Origin of the sequence: Paramagnetospirillum magnetotacticum MS-1 (assembly GCF_000829825.1) — a bacterium.
Classification (GTDB): domain Bacteria; phylum Pseudomonadota; class Alphaproteobacteria; order Rhodospirillales; family Magnetospirillaceae; genus Phaeospirillum; species Phaeospirillum magnetotacticum.
In genome coordinates this window covers 519,445-541,957 of the sequence record NZ_JXSL01000020.1, presented here as the reverse complement: position 1 = coordinate 541,957, position 22,513 = coordinate 519,445, and the positions used below count along the sequence as shown (strand labels likewise).

20 protein-coding genes are annotated in these 22,513 nt (G+C 63.9%); 18 read left to right on the top strand and 2 right to left on the bottom strand.

The features are described 5' to 3' along the window. The coding region (locus CCC_RS05055) for a VCBS domain-containing protein (RefSeq protein ID WP_041039984.1) at window positions 1-2,283 on the bottom strand (2,283 nt) is incomplete at its 3' end. 773 nt (window positions 2,284-3,056) lie between these two features. Between CCC_RS05055 and CCC_RS05050 the strand changes: the two genes are divergently transcribed. The 8 genes from CCC_RS05050 to CCC_RS05015 are packed head-to-tail and all read left to right on the top strand — an operon-like array spanning window position 3,057 to window position 12,578. Continuing rightward, window positions 3,057-4,976, top strand: a complete 1,920-nt coding sequence (locus CCC_RS05050; protein ID WP_041039982.1) for a methyl-accepting chemotaxis protein — start codon at window positions 3,057-3,059, stop codon at window positions 4,974-4,976. Continuing rightward, window positions 4,976-6,058, top strand: a complete 1,083-nt coding sequence (gene cheB / locus CCC_RS05045; protein ID WP_009869457.1) for a chemotaxis-specific protein-glutamate methyltransferase CheB — start codon at window positions 4,976-4,978, stop codon at window positions 6,056-6,058. The genes CCC_RS05050 and cheB overlap by 1 nt, the downstream gene beginning before the upstream one ends. Next, on the top strand, window positions 6,055-7,506 hold the full coding sequence (locus CCC_RS05040) for a CheR family methyltransferase (protein WP_009869458.1): 1,452 nt from the start codon (window positions 6,055-6,057) through the stop codon (window positions 7,504-7,506). The genes cheB and CCC_RS05040 overlap by 4 nt, the downstream gene beginning before the upstream one ends. Window positions 7,507-7,509: 3 nt before the next feature. Beyond that, window positions 7,510-9,603 (top strand): hybrid sensor histidine kinase/response regulator, encoded by a 2,094-nt coding sequence (locus CCC_RS05035; protein WP_009869459.1) that lies wholly within the window; start codon window positions 7,510-7,512, stop codon window positions 9,601-9,603. Window positions 9,604-9,629: 26 nt separating this feature from the next. Beyond that, entirely contained in the window at window positions 9,630-9,998 is a 369-nt protein-coding gene (locus tag CCC_RS05030) for a response regulator (protein WP_009869460.1), read from the top strand. 5 nt (window positions 9,999-10,003) lie between these two features. Continuing rightward, window positions 10,004-11,692 (top strand): response regulator, encoded by a 1,689-nt coding sequence (locus CCC_RS05025; protein WP_009869461.1) that lies wholly within the window; start codon window positions 10,004-10,006, stop codon window positions 11,690-11,692. After that, window positions 11,689-12,207: a chemotaxis protein CheW gene (locus CCC_RS05020; protein WP_009869462.1), complete on the top strand. Its 519-nt coding sequence runs from the start codon at window positions 11,689-11,691 to the stop codon at window positions 12,205-12,207. The genes CCC_RS05025 and CCC_RS05020 overlap by 4 nt, the downstream gene beginning before the upstream one ends. After that, window positions 12,204-12,578, top strand: a complete 375-nt coding sequence (locus CCC_RS05015; RefSeq protein ID WP_009869463.1) for a hypothetical protein — start codon at window positions 12,204-12,206, stop codon at window positions 12,576-12,578. Before CCC_RS05020 ends, CCC_RS05015 begins: the two co-directional genes overlap by 4 nt. Window positions 12,579-12,594: 16 nt before the next feature. Here the strand turns inward: CCC_RS05015 and CCC_RS05010 are convergent, their stop codons facing one another. Beyond that, a complete protein-coding gene (locus tag CCC_RS05010) occupies window positions 12,595-12,861 on the bottom strand; it encodes an FtsB family cell division protein (RefSeq protein ID WP_009869464.1) in 267 nt (88 codons plus the stop codon). Window positions 12,862-13,153: 292 nt separating this feature from the next. Here CCC_RS05010 and CCC_RS05005 point away from each other — a divergent pair, with 292 nt between their 5' ends. The 10 genes from CCC_RS05005 to hypB all read left to right on the top strand — a co-directional run bounded on the left by CCC_RS05005 (window position 13,154) and on the right by hypB (window position 22,510). Further along, window positions 13,154-13,609 (top strand): hypothetical protein, encoded by a 456-nt coding sequence (locus CCC_RS05005; protein ID WP_041039980.1) that lies wholly within the window; start codon window positions 13,154-13,156, stop codon window positions 13,607-13,609. A gap of 606 nt (window positions 13,610-14,215) precedes the next feature. Beyond that, window positions 14,216-15,343: a hydrogenase small subunit gene (locus tag CCC_RS05000; protein ID WP_009869466.1), complete on the top strand. Its 1,128-nt coding sequence runs from the start codon at window positions 14,216-14,218 to the stop codon at window positions 15,341-15,343. A gap of 6 nt (window positions 15,344-15,349) precedes the next feature. Next, window positions 15,350-16,369 carry a hydrogenase 2 operon protein HybA gene (gene hybA, locus CCC_RS04995; protein ID WP_009869467.1) on the top strand — a complete coding sequence of 340 codons (1,020 nt, stop codon included), beginning with the start codon at window positions 15,350-15,352 and terminating at the stop codon, window positions 16,367-16,369. Further along, window positions 16,369-17,574, top strand: coding sequence for a Ni/Fe-hydrogenase cytochrome b subunit (gene hybB, locus CCC_RS04990; protein WP_041039978.1), 1,206 nt, complete (start codon window positions 16,369-16,371; stop codon window positions 17,572-17,574). Before hybA ends, hybB begins: the two co-directional genes overlap by 1 nt. A gap of 13 nt (window positions 17,575-17,587) precedes the next feature. Continuing rightward, on the top strand, window positions 17,588-19,291 hold the full coding sequence (locus CCC_RS04985) for a nickel-dependent hydrogenase large subunit (RefSeq protein ID WP_009867021.1): 1,704 nt from the start codon (window positions 17,588-17,590) through the stop codon (window positions 19,289-19,291). 60 nt (window positions 19,292-19,351) lie between these two features. Further along, window positions 19,352-19,834 carry a HyaD/HybD family hydrogenase maturation endopeptidase gene (locus tag CCC_RS04980; protein WP_041039976.1) on the top strand — a complete coding sequence of 161 codons (483 nt, stop codon included), beginning with the start codon at window positions 19,352-19,354 and terminating at the stop codon, window positions 19,832-19,834. A 10-nt stretch (window positions 19,835-19,844) separates the two neighbouring features. Further along, the gene (locus CCC_RS04975) at window positions 19,845-20,072 is read left to right on the top strand and encodes a HypC/HybG/HupF family hydrogenase formation chaperone (RefSeq protein ID WP_236686306.1); all 228 of its coding nucleotides are present in this window, start codon (window positions 19,845-19,847) and stop codon (window positions 20,070-20,072) included. Beyond that, complete coding sequence (locus CCC_RS04970) at window positions 20,072-21,244, top strand: nickel-dependent hydrogenase large subunit (RefSeq protein WP_041039974.1); 1,173 nt, start codon at window positions 20,072-20,074, stop codon at window positions 21,242-21,244. Before CCC_RS04975 ends, CCC_RS04970 begins: the two co-directional genes overlap by 1 nt. Next, window positions 21,237-21,581 (top strand): hydrogenase maturation nickel metallochaperone HypA, encoded by a 345-nt coding sequence (gene hypA, locus CCC_RS04965; RefSeq protein ID WP_009870069.1) that lies wholly within the window; start codon window positions 21,237-21,239, stop codon window positions 21,579-21,581. Before CCC_RS04970 ends, hypA begins: the two co-directional genes overlap by 8 nt. After that, complete coding sequence (gene hypB, locus CCC_RS04960; RefSeq protein ID WP_009870070.1) at window positions 21,581-22,510, top strand: hydrogenase nickel incorporation protein HypB; 930 nt, start codon at window positions 21,581-21,583, stop codon at window positions 22,508-22,510. The genes hypA and hypB overlap by 1 nt, the downstream gene beginning before the upstream one ends. Window positions 22,511-22,513: the final 3 nt, after the last annotated feature.

Genomic DNA, 22,513 nt, shown 5'->3' with positions numbered 1-22,513 from the left:
CACATCGGCCACCGACAGATGGCCGGTCGCCGAATGGTTCCCGTCCTCGCCCACCGAACCGGCGGCCGAGCCGGTGATGGTGGCGCTGTCATTGGCGCCATTGATGGTCACCGTGACCTCCTGGGTCGCCGTGCCGTCGGCGCTGGCCACCGTGAAGGTCTTGGTCATGGATTCGCCAGCGCCCAGCGCCTGCACATCCGCATTGGCGGAATTGACCGCGAAGGACCAGTTGCCGTCGGTCCCGATGCTGAACGTGCCCTGGTCGGTCTCCACCGTCTGGGCCGTCACATGGGCCTGGCCCGAATCCACATCGGCCACCGACAGATGGCCGGTCGCCGAATGGTTCCCGTCCTCACCCACCGAACCGGCCGCCGAGCCGGTGATGGTGGCCGCGTCGTTATTGCCAGTGATGCTCACATTGACCGTGGTCGGAGCGCTGCTGAGCGACCCATCCGAGGCCACAACCTGGAAGCTGTCGGCCTGCACCACGCCCGCGCCAAGATGCTGCGCATCGGCGTTGGGCGTAAACGTGTATTCGCCCGTCGCCGGGTTGATGCTCACCGAACCGTGCTCGGTGACCAGCGTGTCGGTCTGGTTGCCATTGGCGTCCACCAGGTGGTAACGCACCGTGTCGCCCACATCCACATCCGCGCCAGCCACATGGCCGGTCCCGGCATGATCCTCGTCGGTGGCCACGGCATCGATGTGAGTAACCGTCGGCCCGTCATTGGAGCCGGTGATGGTGACGTTGACCGTCGACACATCGCTGTCCACCTGGCCGTCATTGGCCACGACCTTGAAGCTGTCATGGGCGGATTGACCCAAACCGATCTTGTCGGCCTCATCATTGGGCGTGAAGGAGTACTTGCCCGTATCCGGATCGATGGTCACGGTTCCGTGATCGGTGGTCAGGCTGGTGACCTTATTGCCGTCGGCATCGACCAGCGAATAGGTCAGCGTGTCGCCATCCACGTCACTGCCATGAGCGAAGCCTTCACTCTTGGTGTCGTCGTCCACGGTCACCAGATCATCGGGCGCCAACGTCGCCTTGTCGTTGACCGCGGCCACATCGAAGCTCGCCTTGGCCGGCGTATCGCCCCCATGGCCATCCGAGACGGTATAGCTCAGGTCCACCTGACCGTTGAAATCGTGGTTCGGCGTGAAGGTATAGGTACCGTCATGATTGTCGGTGATGGTGCCGTTGGTGGCCGACAGATTGGTCACAGACAGCGTGTCGCCCACATCCACGTCATGGGCGTTCTTCAGCAGATCCGACGCATGAATGGTAATCGAGGTGTCTTCATCGCCGCCGGTCAGGACGGCATCGGCGGACACGGTCGGACCGTCATTGGAGCCGGTGATGGTGACGCCGATATTGGCGGTCGAGGTGCCGCCATGCCCGTCATCGACCATCACCGAGAAGCTGTCATGGGCCGATTGCGACACACCAAGCTTGTCTGCCTCGTCATTGGGCGTGAAGGTGTATTCACCGGTCTTGGCGTCGATGGTCACGGTGCCGTGTTCGGTGGTCAGGCTGCTCACCTTGCTGCCGGACGCATCCACCAGCGAGAAGGTCAGGCTGTCGCCATCCTGATCGTTGACCGAGACTTTGCCCTTGACCGCGGTGTCGTCGTCAACCGTCGTCACTTCGCCGTCCTGGGTCGTCGGCGCATGATTGACGGCAGCAACGATCTCGGGGGCCTTCTCCTTAACTGCGGCAACGGGGGCCGGAGCCGAAGCCGGAGCCTCGGGAGCCTGGGAATTGGGCACAAAGCCAGCGGCGGGAGTGACGGTCTGAGGCTGAACGGTTTCCCGGCCCTGATCCTTGAATTCCGCGTCGGGCTTGGCGAGATCAGGGAGTTCGCGCACATCAATCGACTTAGCGCCACCGGTATTCACAGCGACGGAATGAGCCTCGTCGCGCACGTCCACCGCCAGATTCTCGAGCACGGGCGGCGCCACGGTATTATCCTTGACCCCCTCGATGGCCACGTCGAGGGAGATGTTGGCGCCGCCAGCGATGCCGCCCAGATTCTGGACTTGCGGGTTGCCCGTCGAACCCTGCTGCACATTGGCGAGGTTGCCCAACTGGGTGTCGCTGACATCGACGGGACGCGTCGCATTGTAGCGCGCCTCCCCCATATTCTTCTCGTCAACGTTCTGCAGCACCGTCAAGTCGTCGAGCGACTGCTGTGCATCCTCGGTACCAGCGTGCTGGTCCTTGCCCGGCTGGTCCTTGCCGTGCTCGTTGCCCGGAGGATTGGAGTTGTTGTTCTCGGCCATTGCAGAACTCCCAGGTAAGGCCAGACCCCGAAATCAGGCGGCCCAAGACACGCATTACGAAACCTAAACGCGGCGAACCCAAAACCAAAAAATTCCCATGCGAAAGCGATCCTCAATGAGGATTTGGGTAAAATTCGCAAAAACAGGTTCTAAGGCCCCGGCAACATCGAGCTGCAGGCACTCATCCGAATTCGGCTTGCGACATCTCGCAGGGGCTCCCCCCCCGACCGAACGGACTATCAAGTCCCACATCCCAGGCACCCGCCACGATTAATGGCGATCCACCATTTACTAACATTGCATATACGCCGAAAATATAAACAAATTTCATCGCCGGAATTAACGAAATGTGACTTGAGGTATGGATAGCCCTATTCCATTAGGTATAGGCAGCAGCCATAGCCCACCCCTTTTCGGAACATGCCCGCAGCAAATTCCGCCATCTGGGCCGATCGGATGGGAGCACTCCGATCCTTTCGGATAGGAATGCCGACTCCACTTATCGTCACACAGACCACGACGCGCGGCAATTCAAGCAGAGCCCCCCACCAGAATCATGCAACGCAGATCAGAGTCATCCGCGACAGGCGCACGTATTGCCATTTCATGGCCCGGCAAAGTTTCTGTCACTTAACTTGCGAAGCCGCCCCAGATTACCGGTTTTCGCTTCATTTCGACACAGCTTCATTAACTCTCAGACCCGTGAAGCGCTTGCCAAGCGCCACACAGATTGCAATTATCTAATAGAATTTAAGGATCAGGGTGGATCAAGCATGTTTGATAATTTACGGCTCGGCATAAAACTGATGCTGGCCATGGGGGCCGCCATCGTGGTGGTGGCAAGCATGCTGACCATCTCCAATCTGCGCGCCATGGAAGACGTCATCGGCCAGGCCGAGCGGGCCGAGCTTGAGGGCCATTACAAGGCGGTCTCCGACCGTATTCTCCTGCAAAGCCGGATGGCGGAATCCCTGGCCGCCTTCACCGCTTCGCTGCCCATGGTGCAAGACAAGTTCGCCACGGGCGACCGTGCCGCCCTGACCGCCATTCTGCAGCCGGGCTGGACCGCCATGGCCCTGGGCTTCGGCGCCGAGCAGTTCCAGTTCCACACGCCGCCCGCCACCTCGTTTCTGCGGCTGCACAAGCCCGAGAAATTCGGCGACGACCTTTCCTCGTTCCGCAAGACCGTGCTTTTGGCCAATGAAGCCCGCAAGGCGACCCGCGGCCTGGAGGGCGGCGTGGCGGGCCTTGGCATCCGCGGCGTGGCGCCGGTCGGCAACCGCGGCCACCACGTGGGAACGGTGGAGTTCGGCCTGACCTTTGGACAGGGCTTTTTCGACGCCTTCAAGGCCGAACGCAACGTCGATATCGCCATGTATCTGATGGACGGTGGCAAGGCGGTCACTTTCGCCTCGACCATGGGCAAGATTCCGATGTTCGACGAGGCTTCCCTGGCCAAGGCTTTCGCAGGCGCCCCGCAGATCATGCACATCTCCGTCCAGGACGGGCCGCGCGCCGTCTATGCCGCCGAGGTGGCCGATTTCTCCGGCACGCGCATCGGCGTGATCGAATTGTCCATGGATCGCAGCCGCTATGTCGCCTCCCTGGCCAGCGCCCGCGATACCGCCCTCCTGGTGGCCGGTCTGGCCCTGGCCCTGGGGCTGGGCCTAGCGCTGTCCGCCGCCCGTCACTTGACGTCACGCATCGGCCGCCTGTCGGAAAGCGTCGAGCGGGTGGCAAACGGCGATCTCGCCCAGCCGGTGATCGGCGGCGGCGGCGACGAGATCGGGCAACTGGCCCTGGCCGTGGAAAGCATGCGCGCCCGCCTGCACAATCTGGTGGGGGAGGTCCGCTCCCACGCCCTGGCCGCCATCGAGTCCATCCACGAAATCGACGGAGCCGTGGAAGGCCAGGCCGCAACCTCCAGCGAAATGTCGGCCTCGGTGGCCGAGATCACCTCCACCATGGAGGAACTCTCGGCCTCGTCCACCCAGATCTCCGAGCATTCCAAGTCGGTGGTGGAGATCGCCAACCAGACCTGGGAGCAAAGCAAGCGCGGCTCCGAAGCCATGGATATGGTCCTGTCCAAGATGGCCGACATCCAGAACGACAACAGCAACAGCCTGAGCGAAATCCTGGAACTGGGCACGCGGTCCAAGGAAATCAGCAAGGTGATGTCCATCATCAACACCATCGCCGACCAGACCAAGCTGATCGCCTTCAACGCCGCCCTGGAAGCCGCCAGCGCGGGCGAGGCCGGACGGCGTTTCGGCGTGGTCGCGGCGGAAATCCGCCGTCTGGCCGACAGCGTCACCGATTCCACCGGCGAGATCGAGACCAAGGTCAATCAGATCCAGGATTCCATCAGCCGTCTTATCATCACCTCGGAAAAAGGCGGTGCCAGCATTTCCGACGGCATGGCCGCCACCGGCAACACCGCCGAGCTTCTGGGCGGCATGGTCGACGCCGCCCGCCAGACCACCAGCGCGGCCCAGCAGATTTCCCTGTCCACCCAGCAGCAGAAGACCGCCAGCAGCCAGGTGGTGGTGGCGCTGCGCGAGATCGTCACGGCCAGCAGCCATACCGCCCAGTCCCTGGCGCGGATCAGGGCTGTCAGCCACGACATGACCCGGCTTTCCGGTGAACTGGGCGAGAAGGTGGGCAGCTTCTCGCTCGAGACATCCAAAGCCTGATGGGTGCGTCCGGCAAGATTTCGGTCCTGATCGTCGATGACAGCAGCCTGGCGCGGTCCATGCTGCGGTCCATCTTCGAAGACGACGGCGATTTCGAGGTGGTCGGCGAAGCCGTGAACGGCATTGAAGCCATCGAGATGACACGCGTCTTGCGGCCCAATCTTGTCACCATGGATCTCGAGATGCCCGAAATGGGAGGGCTCGAGGCCATCGAGGGCATCATGTGTTCCAAGGCGGCGCCCATCCTGGTGGTCAGCGGCGTGGCGGACGCGCAAAAGGCCTTCAGCGCCGTATCGCGCGGCGCCATCGACGTGGTGGCCAAGCCGAACATGGCCTCGGAACGCGAGTTGGAGGACTTTGTCGACAAGGCCCGCCTGGTCGCCAAGATTCCGGTCATCACCCTGCCCAGAACCAGATCCCACGCCGACGCGGTCTCTGCCCCGCCATCCATGACCCGCATGCCCATGGAAGGGCCCTTCCCGGCCGACCCGGCCATGGCCGAGGGCATGATCATCGCCATCGCCGCCTCGACGGGGGGGCCGCAGGCCCTGGCCGCCCTGCTGAGTTTCATCGGCGGTCCGCTGCCTTGCCCCATCGTGGTGGCGCAGCATATTTCCGACGGTTTTGCCTCAGGCATGTCGGACTGGCTGCATTCCATTTCCGCCATGCCTGTGCGGCTGGCCTCCGATGGCGACGCGCTGGCGGCGGGAACCGTCTATCTGGCGCCCTCCGAGTGGAACATGACCGTCACCGGAACACACCATATCGCCTTGGGCCCCAGACAGGCCAATCAGGTCTACCGCCCCAGTTGCGACGCGCTGCTGACCAGTGTCGCCCAGGCCGCAGGCCGCCGGGCCGTCGGGGTGATCCTCACCGGCATGGGCAGCGACGGCGTGGCGGGCATGGAGGCCATCGGCAAGGCCGGAGGCGTAACCCTGGGCCAGAATGAGAGCAGTTCGGTGATTTTCGGCATGAATGCCATCGCCATCGAGCGCGGCTGGGTCCAGCGCGTCCTGTCCCTGGAAGAGCTGGCCCAAGCCTTGATCAGCATCGCCGGGGCGCGCATGGGAGGCGAAGCGTGAACGCCGCCGAGCTTAGCCCCTTCAAGACCCTGATCCGCACCCGCTGTGGCCTGCTTCTCGAAGGCGTGGGCGAGGAGCCCCTGGTCATCGCCATCAAGAAGCGCATGACGGTCACCGGTATCGCCACATCGGCGGCATATCTCGCCAAACTGGGCAAGGCCGAGGACGAGTTCCAGGAATTCGTCACCCTGCTGACCATCAATGAGACCTATTTCTACCGCGAGCCCGAGCAACTGATACTGCTGGTCGAGCGGCTGATGCCCAAGCTTCTGGCTGACGAGACCGCCCGCCTGCCCATCACTATTTTGTCGGCCGGATGTTCATCGGGCGAGGAGCCCTATTCCATCGCCATGGCGCTATTGGAAAAGTTCGGCGAAGCGGCGTCCCGCATGGTACGGATTCTGGGCGGCGATATCGACCATCACGCCTTGGCCAGGGCAAGGGCCGGGCGCTACACCGCCTTTTCCTTCCGCAGCCTGACGCCGCAATTGCGCCAGCGCTATTTCCGCTCCGCCGGGCGCGACGCCATGGTGGTGGACGACCGGGTCAAAGCCATGGTGAGCTTTCACCACCTCAACCTTATGGCCGAGAGCTTTCCGCCCGCCCTTGGCAATCTGGACGTGGTGTTTTTCCGCAACGTCTCCATCTATTTCGACGAATCCACCCGGCGGACCATTCAGCAGAGTTTTCACCGCGCCATGAGTCCCAGGGGCCATCTGGTGATCGGGTCCGCCGAAACCCTGGCCAATGATCTGGGCATCTTTCGTCTGGTGGAGGATGAGGGGGACTTCTATTTCGTGAAGGGCGAAACGGTCGCCGCCCCCGCCAAGCGGCCTGCGGCAGGTCCGGCCGCGCCAGTCTTTGCCAAGCCCCGGCTGGTCCTGACGCCACCGCCCCGCCCCATTCCGCAGCCGGAGTCTCCGCCCCCCGCGGCCACCGGCATTTCCGTGGAAGAGGCCCGCACCCTGATCCGCGACAAGCAGTTCGACCGCGTCGAACTGCTGCTCGGCGCGCGCAACCGCCTGTCGCCACCCGATGCCACCCTGCTGGCCCTGGAAGGCTATGCCCGGCTGATGACCCGGGATTTCGCCGGTGCCGCCGATCTGGGGGCCAAGGCCCTGGCCGCCGATGAATGGTCGGCGGACAGTCTGGTGCTGCTGGGGCTGGCCGCCAAATGGCAAGATCAGGGCCCGGATGCCATGGGCTGGTTCAAGAAGGCCGTCTATGCCCATCCCGAGTGCTGGCCCGCCCATTATTACCTGGGCGATCTGTACCGCGCCATGGGCTCCGCCGACCTGGCGCGGCGCAGCTACCGGGTGGTCTTGCAGCAATTGGCCAGCCAGCCCGATGCCGATGGAGGATTGGCGTTGCCCCTGGGGCTGCCTCTGGGGGAAATCCAGTTCCTGTGCGAACGCCATACCGCCCCAGCCCGATCGGTGGGGAGGTAATCCATGGCGCTCGACATCAAGCGCTTTACCGCCCGCTTCGTCGATGAGGCCCGCGACCATCTGCGCAAGGTGGAGGATGGACTGGCGGTCCTCGACAGCACACCCTCCGATTCCGAGACCATCAACGCCATCTTCCGCTCCGCCCATACGGTCAAGGGCTCGTCGCGGATGCTGAAGCTGACCCGGATCACCGAAACCGCCCATAAGGTGGAAGACGTTCTGGGCGCGCTCAGAGACGGCAGCCTGGGCTGGAGCCCCGAACTGCGCAGGCTGTTGCAGCGGGGCGTCGATGCCCTTTCCACTCAGGTGGACGCGGTCGCCGACGGCAATGAACCCGCCGAGCCGGACCCCGCTTTGTGCGCCGCCCTGGCCGCAATTCTGGGAAGCCTCGCCGAGACGGTAGCCAACAAGGACCAGCCTGCGCCCCAGGAAGCACCTACGCCGCCCCAGGCCGAAGTGCGGCTGAAATCCGCCGATACGGTGCGGGTGCAACTGACCAAGCTGGACGAACTGATCCGGCTGATGGGCGAAGTGGTGTCCAGCCATGCCCGCCTGCGCCAGCGGCTAAGCGATATCCGCCAAATCGAGCGCGATACCCAGGGACGGGGGGAAACGACAGCGGCCATCACCGGCTTTGCCCGCGACCTGCGCGAGGATGTGTTCTCCCAGGAACTGCTGATGGACGAGTTGCACGCCAAGGCCCTGGTCATGCGCATGCTGCCCCTGGCCATCGTCCTGGAACCGGCGGCGCGGCTGATCCGTGATCTCGGGCGGTCCCTGGGCAAGGATGTGGAATGCGTGGTCGGCGGCACCGAGATCGAACTGGACCGCCAGTTGATCGACCGCCTCAACGATCCCATCGTCCATCTGCTGCGCAATTCCGTCGATCACGGCATCGAGGATGCCGCCACCCGCCAGGCGGCGGGCAAGCCCACCTTCGGCACCATCCGGCTGGGCGCCCGCCAGGATGGCGGCTGGGTGCTGATCGAGGTGGCCGATGACGGCGGCGGCCTGCCCCTGGCGGCCATTCGCGACAAGGCGGTCAAAAAAGGGCTGGTCAGCGCCGAACAGGCCGCCGCCATGCCCGATTCCGAGGCTATCGACCTGATCTTCTCGCCCGGTTTCAGCACCAGTTCCATCATCACCGAGGTCTCGGGACGCGGCGTGGGCATGGACGTGGTCAAGCGGACCATCGTCGACGACCTCCAGGGCGTGATCGGCGTGGAGACCGTTCCGGGCAAGGGAACCACCTTCGCGCTGCGCCTGCCCATGTCCCTGGCGGTGATGCGGGTCCTGGTGGTGGCGGCCGGGGACGAGAGTTTCGGCTTCACCGCCCAATACGTGGCCCAGCTTCTGGAGCTTCCCGATGACAGGCTCCTGAGGGTCGCTGAGCGGGACGCGGTGGTCATCGACAACGAATTCATTCCCGTGGTTTCGCTGGCCGCCCTGCTGGGCCTGCCAGAGACCCGCTCGGCAAGGACCATGCTGCGGCTGGTGGTGGTGCGGGTGCGCAACGAGAAGCTGGCATTGCTGGTCGACGAGCTGCTCGACGAGCGCGACATGGTGATTAAGCCACTGCCCGAACATCTGCGCCATCTGCCCCTGGTGGCGGGCATGGTCATGACCGGCCGCAACACCCTGGTCAGCGTGCTGCACGCCCCGGTCCTGCTCGACATGGCGCGGCGCTCGCGGGCGGGTGCCGCCGAACCGGCGCAAGCGGGCCGCGACGCAATGATCCGTATCCTGGTGGTCGATGATTCGCTCAACACCCGTGAGATCGAAAAGGACGTCCTGGAAGCCCACGGCTATGCGGTCACCCTGGCCGAAGACGGGCTGGACGGGCTGAACAAGGCGCGCAACGGCGATTTCGACGCCGTCCTGACCGATGTGGAAATGCCCAACATGGACGGCTTCTCGCTGACCGCGGCGCTGCGCCAGGATGAACGCTACCGCGACCGGCCGATCATCATCGTCACCTCGCGGGAAAAAGAAGAGGACAAGCGGCGCGGCATCCAGGTCGGAGCCGATGCCTATATCGTCAAGGGCGACTTCGACCAGAGCAGTCTGGTCGATACCTTGCGCAGTCTGTTAGGGTGAACTTGCCGGAAAAGGGCGGACGGAACATGCGGATACTGGTGGTTGACGACGATGCCATGGCGGGCGAGATGACCGGGGCGGTGCTGGAAGATGCCGGTCATGACGTGGTCTTGGTGGAAAACGGCATCGACGCCACCGAGGCTCTGTCGGAGAACGGCCCCTTCGATCTGGTGGTGTCCGACATGAACATGCCCCTGGTCAGCGGCATCGACCTGTTCCGCAATCTGCGTGACCAGGGCGAGGCCATTCCCTTCATCTTGCTGACCGGCGACGAGCCCGGCCCGCTTCTGGCCGAGGAGCCGCGGCTCGACGGCTGCCTGACCAAGGACTTCACCCTGGAAACATCCCTGATGGACGCCATCGCCGCCACCCTGGCCAAGCACGGAAAGGTCTAGGCGGCATGGAACCCCGCAAGCACACCCTGCGCGAAAAGATCCAGAAGCTGCGCCTGACCTTCCTCGGCAAGGTCCCCGAGACCGTCCGGCAAGGGCGCGACCTGGGCGCAAGACTGATGCGGTCGCCCAAGGAAGCCAGCACGCTGGACGACCTTTACCGCATCTTCCACTCCATCAAGGGAACCGCCGCCTCCTTCGGCCTGGGAGAGATCAGCGCCAAGGGCGGCGCGGGCGAGGAAGTCATCCTGGCCTTCCGGGCCCTGGACGAGGACGCCCGCCTGCGCTCGATCGCGGCCACCGTCACCGAGATGCAGTCCCTGCTGGCCCAGGTCCAGGACATGGCGGCCGAGGCTCTGGACAGCGAGAACCTGCTGACGGGCCTGACGCCCGCCTTCGATCTACGCCAGGCTGGGGGCGACGACGACGCCCCGCGCAAGCGCATCTATATGTGCGACGACGACGAACCGGCCGCCGAGACCTTGATCATCCAGTTAAAATGCTTCGGCTATGGGGTAGTCAATTTCACCTCTCCCGATGCCCTGCGGGCGGCGGTTCTGTCCAATCCTCCCGATGCGGTCATCATGGACATAATGTTCCCGGATGGCGGCCATACGGGCACGGAAACCGTGGCCAGCCTGCGCCGCGAGATGCCCAACCCGCCGCCGGTGATCTTCATTTCCGGCCGCCGCGATTTCGATGCCCGTCTGCGGGCCGTGATGTCCGGGGGCCAGGCCTATTTCGTCAAGCCCGTCCGCGCCATCGAACTGGTCGATACCCTGGACGGCATGACGTCGCGCAACGAGCCCGAGCCCTACCGCATCCTGGTGGTGGATGACGAGCCCGAGGTCGCCGAGTATCACAGCCTGATCCTGGAAGAGGCAGGCATGATCACCAGCCTGCTGCACGAGCCCAGCGGCATTCTGGACGCCCTGGCGGCCTTCCGCCCCGATCTCGTGCTGATGGACATGTACATGCCCAAATGCACGGGGCGCGACCTGTCCCGGCTGATCCGCCAGATTCCCGACTTCATCAGCCTGCCCATCGTCTTCTTGTCCAGCGAGACCAACAAGGTGACCCAGGTCTCGGCCATGCGGGTGGGCGCCGAGGCCTTCCTCACCAAGCCCATTCAGCCCGAGGACCTCATCAGCGCCGTGGCCATCCGGGCCGAACGGATGCGCACCCTGCGCTCCCTGATGGTCCGCGACGGGTTGACCGGACTGTTCAACCACACCTTCATCGCCCAGTATCTGGAGACCTCCCTGGCCGCCGCGCGCCGCGAAAACGGCAAGCTCTGCGTGGTTATGATCGATGTCGACCTCTTCAAGTCGGTCAACGACACCTATGGGCATCCGGCCGGGGATCAGGTGCTGGTGGCGCTGGCGCGGCTGCTGCAGCAAAGGCTGCGCACCAATGACCTGATCGGGCGTTATGGCGGCGAGGAATTCGTCATCATCATGCAAAATGTCAGCCTCAAGGAAAGCCTGACCATCGTGAACGGCCTGCGCGAAGATTTCGCGCGGCTGAAATTCCAATGTGGCGACCAGTTCTTTTCCTGCACCTTCAGCGGCGGCATCGCCCGTTTCCCCGAGATTGCGGGCGACCGGCTGATGGAGGCCGCCGACAAGGCCCTCTACGAGGCCAAGCAGACCGGGCGCAACCGCATCGAACTGGCATCCCTGGGGCCGCTTCCATGAGCGTCGCCGATCTTAGCCTGGACCAGATCCTCGAGGCCCGCCGTGGCGAGACCCGCGCCATCGTCAATGTGGACGAACCGCAGTTGAAGCTGGTGGTGTTCACCCTGGACGGCGACTGGTTCGCCTTTGCCGGCGACAAGGTGCGCGAGGTCCTGCCCAACAGCCCGGTCTTCTACCTGCCGGGCTGTCCGCAATCGCTGGAAGGCGTCATCAATGTGCGCGGCGACATCGATTCGGTGGTGAATCTGCGCGCCGTGCTGGGCTATGGCCCGATGGCCAGCCTTGACCATTCGCGCATCCTTCTGTGCCAGGGCGGCGGCATGCGCAGCGGCGTGCGCGTCGACGGGGTCGAAGAGGTCATGGATATCGCGCAAAGCCGGATCATGGCTCCGCCCCATACCATTCCCGAACACCGCAAGCCCATCGTGCTGGGAATCATCGAATTCGCGGGCCATCTGGTGACCCTGCTGGATGTGGAGAGGATTTTCGCCGATTACCGGGGCAATCTGGAATGAGCGACCCGGCCTCACTGCCGGTGGTGATCTTCCCGGCGGCGGGCAACCGCTTTGCCCTGCCCGCCCGTCAGGTGGCGGCCATGCTTTCCGTGGAAAGCACCGTGACCGACGCCCCTGCCATCGAGGATCTGCTGGGCCTTCCCCGCACGGCGCGAGCCACCTGCATGCTTCGTCTGCGCACGGGGGACGGAGATGTATCAGCCCTGGTTTCGGGCGAGGTCAGCCTGAGCGAATTGCCGGTCGAATCCATCCATCCCCTGCCGCCCCTGATCGAGGCCAGTTCGCAACTGAGGGGGCTGTCGGCTATCGCGCATGACGATTCCGGGATGATCCTGCTGGTCGATCCCGGCCGCCTGTCCCGCCCGTTCTGAACGCGAAAAAAACCGCTTATCGCCGCTTGTCGAAGACCACGACCTCGCCCTCACGCCCCATATTGAGCATGATGCGGGCCCGCTCTTCCAACATGTCGGGGTCAAGATGGTCGGGGCGCAGGAGTTGCACCCGATGTTCCATCTCGGTGCGCTCCGACGCCACCCTGGACAGGTGCATCTCGGCATCGAGAATCTCGGCCTGCAGACGGAAATAGGCCAGCACGCCCCGATCACCTTCGACGGTGTGGTAGGTAAAATAGGCCACGGCGCCAAGCCCGATCATCGGACCGACAACGCGACGGCAGCGGCTGAGAAGTTCCTGCAACATGTTGCGGATGGAATCACACGGGGATTCACTGCGTCAACACATGCATTCACACAGTATTCACTTTTCCGGCGGGCGAGTCAGCAGTGTTGCAGAAATGACTCACTTTCCGGGCACTCAATGAAATTCTTCACTTAACGGGCTGGGTTTACCCCCCCCTGGCAAAGCAGCCCATATCGGATATCCCGTATAGACATACACCCTTAGTATGCGTACCAATTACCATGAAAAGAGCGACAGGGGACGCAACATGGCCGTACCGCATCACGATCTGGCTGAGACTTCGGGAAGCGGCACTGCGCCGTGCCAGGCCACCAGCATTCCCAGCCGGGCCCCCAGCGGCATCTTATCGGAGTTCGAAGCCGCCCAGATCCGCAAGGTCGCGCAAGCGGGCGCCGCTCTCGCCGCCGATGTGGTGCAATGGCATCGCGACATCCAGGCCGATGCGGCGAAAAGCCTGGAACTGCAGCTGTCCCACGGAATGGGGCTTGCCGTCATCGGCGCCGTGGTCATGCAGATACTCGCCTGGACCAGATTGCTGGAGCCGTGGAGCGTTCCGCCCTCGACCCTGCGCGCAGCCCGCGAGATCATGGAAGGCGCCACCCCCGAAGCCGACCTGGCCAGATTGGATTACCGCGCCCAGGCCCTGCTCCAGCGCGCATTCGCCATCAAGGCGCAGGCTCGCCGCGTTTCCCGCCTCTGGTAGGTCAGCGACCGCATGACTCCTGGTCGCATGGAGCCTTTTGCCCCAATGAGACGACCAGCAAACGCCCCTCACATCGCCTGACGCGCTCCCGCACGGCTTCAAGCCGCGCATCGTCCTTCGCCCCCGCCTGGTGGCAGGACAGATCCGCCAGCAGACGGTATGCCCGCGCCAGTTCGGTGCAGAGGGGGCCATATCCCGGATTGCCCATACCTTCCCCCAGCCTTCTTGTCATCGACAGCCATATACGTATGACATACCGCGTTCCGTATAATCAATACTTCTCGAGGATAATGGATAGTTAAAAACCAGCGATGGAATTTTACTTTCCAGTCAGCGCGCCGAGTGCTTACTGGAAGCATTCAACAATGCGTCATGACGTTGGCTGGTTCCTTGATTATGCCCCCTACCCTTGCCCACCCTCACCCACCCATTGGAGTTGGCATGGCATTTGCGGTAACTGCGATGCACAACCGAGAAAAAGAAGATTCGGGAGGCTTTCGGGAGACGTAAGCGGCAGGGGCATGACCCCCTTTGCCCGCGCATGGCTCCGCGACCGACCCCCTCCCGGACTTCCACAGCCCGACGCGCCAGCCAAGGTGGGGGACAATGTACGACGATACCGAAATTTCCCGCGAGATCGCGAACCGGTTCAATCTTGAACGCCGCGACTTCCTGAAGTTCTGTGCCGCCATGGCCGCGACCATGGGCCTGCCCAAAGGGGCGGAGGCCGAGATCGCCCAGGCCATTACCGCCAAGGAACGCCCCAGCGTGATCTGGCTGCACTTCCAGGAGTGTACCGGCTGCACCGAGTCCATGCTCCGCGCCGAGCATCCCACCATCGAGAAGCTGATCCTCGAGATCATCTCGCTCGATTATCACGAGACGCTGTTCGCCGCCGCTGGCCATCAGGTGGAAGCGGCCCGCGAGGCGGCCATGAAGAAGAACTGGGGCAAATACGTCCTGGTCATCGAAGGCGCCATCCCGGTCAAGGATAACGGCATCTACTGCAAGGTGGGCGGCAAGACCGCCATGCAGCTGACCAAGGAATGCGCCGAGGGCGCGGCCGCCGTGATCGCCATCGGCTCCTGCGCGTCCTGGGGCGGCATGCCGTCCACGCCGCCCAATCCGACGGGCGCCACCGGAGTGGCCGAGATTCTGGGCAAGCCGGTGGTCACCATCCCCGGCTGCCCGCCCAACCCCTATAACTTCCTGTCCACCGTGGTCCACTTCCTGACCTTCGGCAGCTTGCCTGCGGTGGACGACAAGGGCCGTCCCAAATTCGCCTATTCCCGTCTCATCCACGAGAATTGCGAACGCCGCGCCCATTTCGACGCTGGCCGCTTCGCCCTGGAATTCGGCGACGAGGGTCACCGCAAGGGCTATTGCCTGTACAAACTGGGCTGCAAGGGTCCCGAGACCTACGCCAACTGCCCGGCCATCCTGTTCAACGATGTGGGTTCGGGCTCGTGGCCGGTGGGCACCGGGCATCCCTGCATCGGCTGCACGGAAAAGCATATCGGCTTCGAGAAGCCCATCCATGCCCTGGCGGAGTTGCAGAACCAGCGTCCGCCCCTGGGCTATGCCCGCGTGGTCGAGGAGCAGGGCGCCGGAGCCTCCATCGGCGCCATCGCCACGGTGGCGGCGGTCGGTGGCCTGGCCATCGGCGCCGGCGCCAAGCTGGTGGGCAATCTGGGCAAGAGCGAAGACGGCCAGGACTCCGGAAAGCAGGGGTAATCCGCCATGACCATCACCAGACGCAATTTTCTGGCGACGGCGGCGGCGGGTGGAACAGCGGCAGCCGCCGCCTGCGCCACCCTCGCCCCCTCCGGCGCCCAGGCGCGGGAAAGCCATCAGGTTCCCGAGAACGCCGTCGGCCTGCTTTACGACGCCACCTTGTGCATCGGCTGCAAGGCCTGCATGTCGGCGTGCAAGGAGGCCAACAGCCTGCCGCTGGAAGACAATATCGGCGAGAAGCTGTGGGACACGCCGCTGGAGCTTTCCGGCAAGACCTACAACGTCATCAAGATCTATCAGTCCGGCACCATGGAAAATAAGGACAAGGCCGAGAACGGCTTTGCCCATATCAAGCGCTCCTGCCTGCACTGCGCCGATCCGTCCTGCGTGTCGGCCTGCCCCGTCTCGGCCATGCAGAAGCGGCCTACCGACGGTGTCGTGACCTATAACAAGGACGCCTGCATCGGCTGCCGCTACTGCGTCGCCGCCTGCCCCTTCGGCGTTCCCCAGTTCCAGTACGACACACCCACGCCGCAGATCGCCAAGTGCCAGCTGTGCAAGCACAGGATGGAACAGGGCAAGTATGCCGCCTGCGCGGAAAGCTGCCCCACCGGCGCCACCATTTTCGGCTCCTACAAGGCGCTTTCGGAAGAGATCGAGCGGCGCCGGGCCATGAAGCCGGGCGAGCCCAATCTGTTCCCCCGCCGCACCCCCGATTCGGGCGACACGCACGAAAAGGCCGCGCCGGAATATGTGGACTATGTCTACGGCCAGAAGGACGCGGGGGGCACCCAGGTGCGCTACCTGTCCGGGGTCGCCTTCGACAAGCTGGCCCTGCCCATGGGCCTGCCCGAACGGTCCTACGCCGCAGATTCCGAGACCCTTCAGCACACCCTCTATGGCGGGATGATCCTGCCGGTGGTGGCGCTGGCCGGTCTGGTCACCGCTGCCTGGAAGGGCTCGAAGGACCACCACGACGACGATGATTTCGACATGTTCGATCATCCGGAAGGGGGGCACAAGTAATGGTCAACCATCCCATTCCCAGCCAGGTGGCGAGAAACCTGCGCAAGGGCAAGGCTGGCCCCACCGCCATCGGCGGATCGCTGGTTTCCCCCTTCACCATCGTCCTGGCCGTGCTGGTCGGCATTGCCCTGTTCTTCATGGCCCAGCGCTTCATCTACGGCCTGGGCGCCGTCACCAACATCAATAACGGCTACCCCTGGGGTATCTGGGTGGTGTGGGACGTGGTCATCGCCACGGGCTTCGCCTGCGGCGGCTACGCCATGGCCCTGGTGTGCTACATCCTGAACAAGGGCGAGTATCACCATCTGGTCCGCCCGGCGCTGACCGCCTCGCTGTTCGGCTATTCCCTGGGCGGCCTGTCGGTGCTGATCGATCTGGGCCGCTACTGGAACTTCTGGCACATCCTGTGGCCAGGCTATGCCCAGCCCGGTTCGGTGATGTTCGAAGTGGCCGCCTGCATCAGCTGCTACATCCTGGTGCTGTGGATCGAGTTCTCGCCCGCCTTCCTCGAGCATTTCGGCTTCAAGGATCTCAAGGCCAAGCTGAACAAGGTCATGTTCTTCTTCATCGGCCTGGGCGTGTTGCTGCCCACCATGCACCAATCCTCGCTGGGATCGCTGCTGGTGGTGTTCGGCTACCAGATCCACCCGCTGTGGCAGACTCCGCTGCTGCCCCTGCTGTTCCTCCTGACCGCCGTGTGCATGGGCTTCGCCATCGTCATCGTCGAGGCGACCTGGGCTTCGGTGGGCTTCAAGCGCGACATAGCGGGCGAACTGCCCATGCTTTCGAAGATCGGCAAGATCATCATGGGCATCCTGGTGGCCTATCTGGTCATCCGCCTGGGCGATCTGGTCGTGCGCGGCGCCATCTTCAAGGTGTTCACCTCGGGCGTCAAAAGCGTGATGTTCCTGATCGAGATGGCGGTGTTCGTCTATCCCGTGGTGGTCCTGTCCTCTCCGGCCAACCGCAAGAAGCTGTCCAAGCTTCTGGCCGCGGCCATGAGCATGCTGACCGGTGCGGTTCTGTACCGTATCGACGCCTTCCTGGTGGCCTATGACACCGGCCCCGGCTGGCACTATTTCCCCAGCGTGCCCGAGATGATGGTCACCATCGGCGTGATCGCCATCGAAGTGCTCGCCTATATCGTTTTCGTCCGGAAATTCCCCATTCTTCCCGGCCACTCGACCCCTGCGGCCGCCGAGTAAGGAGACCTGAGCAGTGTCCAAGAGAATCACCATCGATCCCATCACTCGGATTGAAGGCCATCTGCGCATCGACGTCGAGGTCGACGGCGGCAAGGTCACCAAGGCTTGGTCGTCGGGCCAGATGTGGCGCGGCGTCGAGCTGATCCTGCTGGGCCGCGACCCGCGCGACGCCTGGGCCATCACCCAGCGCATCTGTGGCGTGTGCACCACCGTCCACGCCATGACCTCGGTCCGCGCGGTCGAGAACGCCCTGAATCTGGAAGTGCCGGTGAACGCCCAGTTCATCCGCAACATGATCATCTCGGCTCACGCCATCCATGATCATATCGTGCACTTCTACCACCTGTCGGCTCTCGACTGGGTGGATGTGGTCAGCGCGCTGAAGGCCGATCCGGTCAAGACCGCCCAACTGGCGGAAAGCCTGTCCGACTGGCCGCTGAACGGCCGCCATGTCATGACCCAGACCCTGGAAAAGCTGAAGACCTTCGTGGGCAGCGGCCAGCTTGGTCCGTTCACCAACGGCTATTGGGGCCATCCGGCCATGAAGCTGTCGCCCGAGGTGAACCTGCTGGCGGTGGCGCACTATCTCCAGGCGCTCGACGCCCAGCGTCACGCCAACAAGATCGTGACCCTGCTGGGCTCCAAGTCGCCGCACATCCAGAACGTGGCCGTGGGCGGCGTGTCCAACCCCATCGCCACCGACAGCCAGTCGGTGCTGACCGTCGAGCGTCTGCTGGCCTTGAAGCCGCATATGGACGCCCTGACCGACTTCATCAACAAGGTCTATCTGGTGGATATCGCCGCCATCGGCGCCTTCTACGCCGAATGGACCAAGTATGGCGCGGGCGTCACCAACTACCTGTCCTGCCCCGACTTCCCCATGGACAGCAAGGGCACCAAGTTCCTGGTTCCCGGCGGCTATATCCCCAATGCCGATCTGGCCCAGTACAAGCCCATCACCGCCTTCGGCGACGCTTACTTGCGTGACGGCGTCGAGGAAGGGGTCAAGCATGCCTGGTACGATTATTCCAAGCCCGGCCCGCTGCATCCCTTCAAGGGCGAGACCAAGCCCAACTACACCGACTTCCAGGATGACGGCAAGTATTCCTGGCTGAAGGCTCCGACCTTCTACGGCAAGCGCGCCCAGGTGGGTCCGCTGGCCAGCGTGTTGGCGGGCGTCGCCTCGGGGCACCAGCCGACCATCGGCTATGCCACCAAGGTTCTCGACACCGCGTCCTCGCTGCTGGGCTCCAAGATCCCGCTGGCGGCGCTTCATTCGACCATCGGCCGCCATGCCGCCCGCGCCGTGCGCTCGGGCGTGATGGCAGAGGTCATGGTGCAGAACTGGCAGGCCCTGATCGACAATATCGGCAAGGGCGACACCAAGACCTTCAACAAGCCCACCTTCCCCAAGGGTGAAGTCATGGGTTACGGCTTCCACGAGGCGCCCCGCGGCCTGCTGTCCCACTGGACGGTGATCCGCGATGGCAAGATCGCCAACTACCAGTGCGTCGTTCCCTCCACCTGGAATGCCGGTCCGCGCGACGACAACGACAATATCGGCCCCTACGAGGCCTCGCTGATGGACAACCCCATCGCCGATGCCGAATTGCCGCTGGAAGTGCTGCGCACCGTCCACTCCTTCGACCCCTGCCTGGCCTGTGCCGTGCACGTGGTCGAGGACGAGAAGGAAGTGGTGCAGGTCAAGGCTCTCTAAGTGTAGAATCCCCCCTCCCGCTGACCGGCGGGAGGGGATCTTTTTGTCTCGAGGAAGCCCATGCGCATCGTTGTTCTCGGCGTCGGCAATATTCTGCTCTCCGACGAAGGAATCGGCGTTCACGCCGTCACCCGCCTGGAGGAACTCTACGATCTGCCAGCCGAAATCGAGGTTATCGATGGAGGAACCTCGGGCATGGACTGCCTGGATCAGGTGTCCGAGGCCGATTACCTGATCATCGCCGACTGCATGCGCGCCAAGAAGGAGCCGGGCACCATCACCCGGCTGATCGGCGACCAGATCCCCGCCTTCTTCAAGACCCGCATCTCGCCCCATCAGGTCGGCCTGTCCGACATGCTGGGCGCGCTCAATTTCCATGGGCTGATGCCCAAACACATCATCTTGTACGGCGTCGAACCCCTGTCCTTCGATCTGTCCATGGAGCCCACGCCCACCGTGGCCGCCAGCCTGCCGGAACTGGTGGATCGGATCGTGGGCGAACTGGCCGCCATCGGCTTTGCGGTCGGCAGGAAGGCAGCCTAAGACCATGTGCATGGCCGTGCCGTCCCTGATCACCGCCATCCATAACGGTGTCGCCACGGTCGAGGCGTTCGGGGCCGTCCGCACCACCAGCCTGATGATGCTGGACGAAGAGGTGACGGTGGGCGATTACGTCATTCTCGGCCCCGGCGGCAATTTCGCCGCCGAGAAGGTCGATCCCGAGATGGCCGCCGAGGCGCTGGCCTATCTCACCGAGGTTCTGGCCGCCGGACAGGCCTGATGCTGCCGCCCGAGTCCAGCCTTGCCATCACCCTTCACCTTTCCCGACAGGGCCGCGTCGAGCGGGTGGAAATCGGCTCTGACCGTCTCGTCCGCGCCTCGGACGGGCTGACGGGCCGCAAGCCCGAGCAGGTCCTGGCCTTTCTTCCCACCCTGTATTCCCTGTGCGGCACGGCGCAAGGATTGGCCGGATTGAGAGCGGTGGAGACCGCCGCCGGTATCGACGCGCCGCCCGCCCAACGCATGGCGCGCCATGCGCTGGGCCTGGCGGAATCCCTGACCGAACATGCCGCCAGCGTGTTCCGGGACTGGCCGGCCCTGCTGGGCGAAGCGCCGGACCTGGCGGCCGTCAAGCCGCTGCGCCCCTTGATTACCGCCATGCGAAAGGCGCTTTACCCTGACGGGGATTGGGCGCGGCCGGGCGGCGGCAGACTGGCCCCCGACCATCACGCCCTGGACGAGATCCTGCGCCGGTTTGAAGATACCCTGAACCGCCTGCTCTCTGGCCCGCCGGAAGAGCGTCTGGACGAGTATTCGGACTTCCGCGCCTGGGTCGCCCATGGCGGCTCGCCCGCATCGCGCCTGCTGCGCCGCCTGGATGACCAGGATATGGCCGGGTTCGGCCATTGCCCACCTTGCCTGATGCCCGAACTGGGGCCGCATGATCTGGAGGAACGGCTGGGCGCCGATGGCGACGGAGCCTATCGCGCCCGGCCCGATTGCCATGGCCGCGTCTTCGAGACCGGCCCCTTGGCCAGCCACCAGACCCATCCCCTGGTCGTGGCGCTCATGGCCGAACACGGATGCGGCCTTTCCTCCCGTTTCGCCGCCCGTCTGGTGGATATGGCGACGTCATTGCGGGAACTGGAAGAATTGGTGCAGGATTTGTGCGCCGATTCCGGCGGCCTTGCCATAGCGCGCGCCGACGGCACGGGTCTCGGACTGGTGGACGCGGCGCGCGGCCTTCTGGCCCATTGGGTGGAATTGCGGGAGGGCGTGTTGAGCGGATACCGGATATTGGCGCCCACCGAATGGAACTTCCACCCCGAAGGTCCCCTGGCCCAGGGGCTTCTCGGCGCCTGGGGCCCTGATCTGGAGGCCAAGGCCCGCCTGCTGGCCGCCAGCCTGGACCCTTGCGTCCCCTTTCGTATCGAGGTTCGCGGCCATGCATGAGATGAGCCTGACCGAGGGCGTGGTGCGCATCTTAGAGGATCAGGCGGCCAGCCATGGCTTCACCCGGGTCAAGACGGTGTGGCTGGAGATTGGCGAACTCTCCACCGTGGTGCCGGAAAGCATGGAATTCTGCTTTGATGCGGTGGCGCGGGGCAATCCGCTGACCGAGGGCGCCAAGCTGGAAATCATCCGCATTCCCGGCACCGCCTGGTGCATGGATTGCTCGAAATCGGTCCACGTCACCTCGCGGGTGGATCTCTGCCCTGATTGCGGCGGCGCCAAACTGGCCGTCACCACGGGAGAGGAGATGCGGATCAAGGAAATGGAGGTGGAGTGATGTGCACGGTTTGCGGCTGCGGAGACGCCAAGGTGGACGGCCACACTCATTCCCACGACCATGACCACCATCACGGCCACAGCCACGATCACAGCCATGACCATCCCCATGGCCATGACCATGACCATCACCACCATGATCATGATTCCGACAAGGATATCCATTACGGCCGCGGCATCGCCGGAGTCCATGTGCCGGGCCTCAGCCAAAAGCGCATCGTCCAGATCGAAAAGGACATCCTGTCCCACAACGACGATTTCGCCGAAAAGAACCGCGCCTGGATGGCCGAGCATGGGGTCTTCGCGCTCAATCTGGTGTCCAGCCCCGGTTCGGGAAAGACCACGCTGTTGTGCCGCACCGCCGAGGCGTTGAAGGCAAAATTCCCCGTGGCGGTGATCGAAGGCGACCAGCAGACCAGTTTCGACGCCGACCGCATCCGCGCCACCGGCATTCCCGCCATCCAGGTCAATACCGGCAAGGGCTGCCATCTGGACGCCCATATGGTGGAAAGCGCCATGGCCAAGCTGGGCTTGGCCGACGATTCGGTGCTGTTCATCGAGAATGTGGGCAATCTGGTCTGCCCCGCCGCCTTCGATCTGGGCGAGGCCTATAAGGTGGCGATCCTGTCGGTGACGGAGGGCGAGGACAAGCCCTTGAAATATCCCGACATGTTCCACGCGGCCTCCATGATGATCCTCAACAAGACCGATCTGTTGCCCCACACCGATTTCGACGTGGAGCGCTGCATCGGCTTTGCCCGGCGCGTCAATCCCGACATCGTGGTTCTGCAACTCTCGGCCCGCACCGGGGAGGGCATGGACGCGTGGCTGGCCTGGATAGCCGAGGGCAGAAAGCGCGCTTTGGCCCACAAGGTCGCGCTGCTGGAAAAGAAGCTGGCCGCTGTCCGCTCCAGCATGGAGCAAGGCTGACGC

Excerpts from the sequence above, each read along its gene's own strand:
- CCC_RS05000 (WP_009869466.1), top strand. The coding sequence starts at position 14,216 with ATGTACGACGATACCGAAATTTCCCGCGAGATCGCGAACCGGTTCAAT.
- hypA (WP_009870069.1), top strand. The coding sequence starts at position 21,237 with ATGCATGAGATGAGCCTGACCGAGGGCGTGGTGCGCATCTTAGAGGAT.
- CCC_RS05035 (WP_009869459.1), top strand. The coding sequence starts at position 7,510 with ATGGCGCTCGACATCAAGCGCTTTACCGCCCGCTTCGTCGATGAGGCC.
- CCC_RS05005 (WP_041039980.1), top strand. The coding sequence starts at position 13,154 with ATGGCCGTACCGCATCACGATCTGGCTGAGACTTCGGGAAGCGGCACT.
- CCC_RS05030 (WP_009869460.1), top strand. The coding sequence starts at position 9,630 with ATGCGGATACTGGTGGTTGACGACGATGCCATGGCGGGCGAGATGACC.
- CCC_RS05015 (WP_009869463.1), top strand. The coding sequence starts at position 12,204 with ATGAGCGACCCGGCCTCACTGCCGGTGGTGATCTTCCCGGCGGCGGGC.
- CCC_RS05020 (WP_009869462.1), top strand. The coding sequence starts at position 11,689 with ATGAGCGTCGCCGATCTTAGCCTGGACCAGATCCTCGAGGCCCGCCGT.
- CCC_RS04980 (WP_041039976.1), top strand. The coding sequence starts at position 19,352 with ATGCGCATCGTTGTTCTCGGCGTCGGCAATATTCTGCTCTCCGACGAA.
- cheB (WP_009869457.1), top strand. The coding sequence starts at position 4,976 with ATGGGTGCGTCCGGCAAGATTTCGGTCCTGATCGTCGATGACAGCAGC.
- hybA (WP_009869467.1), top strand. The coding sequence starts at position 15,350 with ATGACCATCACCAGACGCAATTTTCTGGCGACGGCGGCGGCGGGTGGA.
- CCC_RS05050 (WP_041039982.1), top strand. The coding sequence starts at position 3,057 with ATGTTTGATAATTTACGGCTCGGCATAAAACTGATGCTGGCCATGGGG.
- hybB (WP_041039978.1), top strand. The coding sequence starts at position 16,369 with ATGGTCAACCATCCCATTCCCAGCCAGGTGGCGAGAAACCTGCGCAAG.
- CCC_RS05025 (WP_009869461.1), top strand. The coding sequence starts at position 10,004 with ATGGAACCCCGCAAGCACACCCTGCGCGAAAAGATCCAGAAGCTGCGC.
- CCC_RS05010 (WP_009869464.1), bottom strand. The coding sequence starts at position 12,861 with ATGATCGGGCTTGGCGCCGTGGCCTATTTTACCTACCACACCGTCGAA.
- CCC_RS04975 (WP_236686306.1), top strand. The coding sequence starts at position 19,845 with ATGGCCGTGCCGTCCCTGATCACCGCCATCCATAACGGTGTCGCCACG.
- CCC_RS04970 (WP_041039974.1), top strand. The coding sequence starts at position 20,072 with ATGCTGCCGCCCGAGTCCAGCCTTGCCATCACCCTTCACCTTTCCCGA.
- hypB (WP_009870070.1), top strand. The coding sequence starts at position 21,581 with ATGTGCACGGTTTGCGGCTGCGGAGACGCCAAGGTGGACGGCCACACT.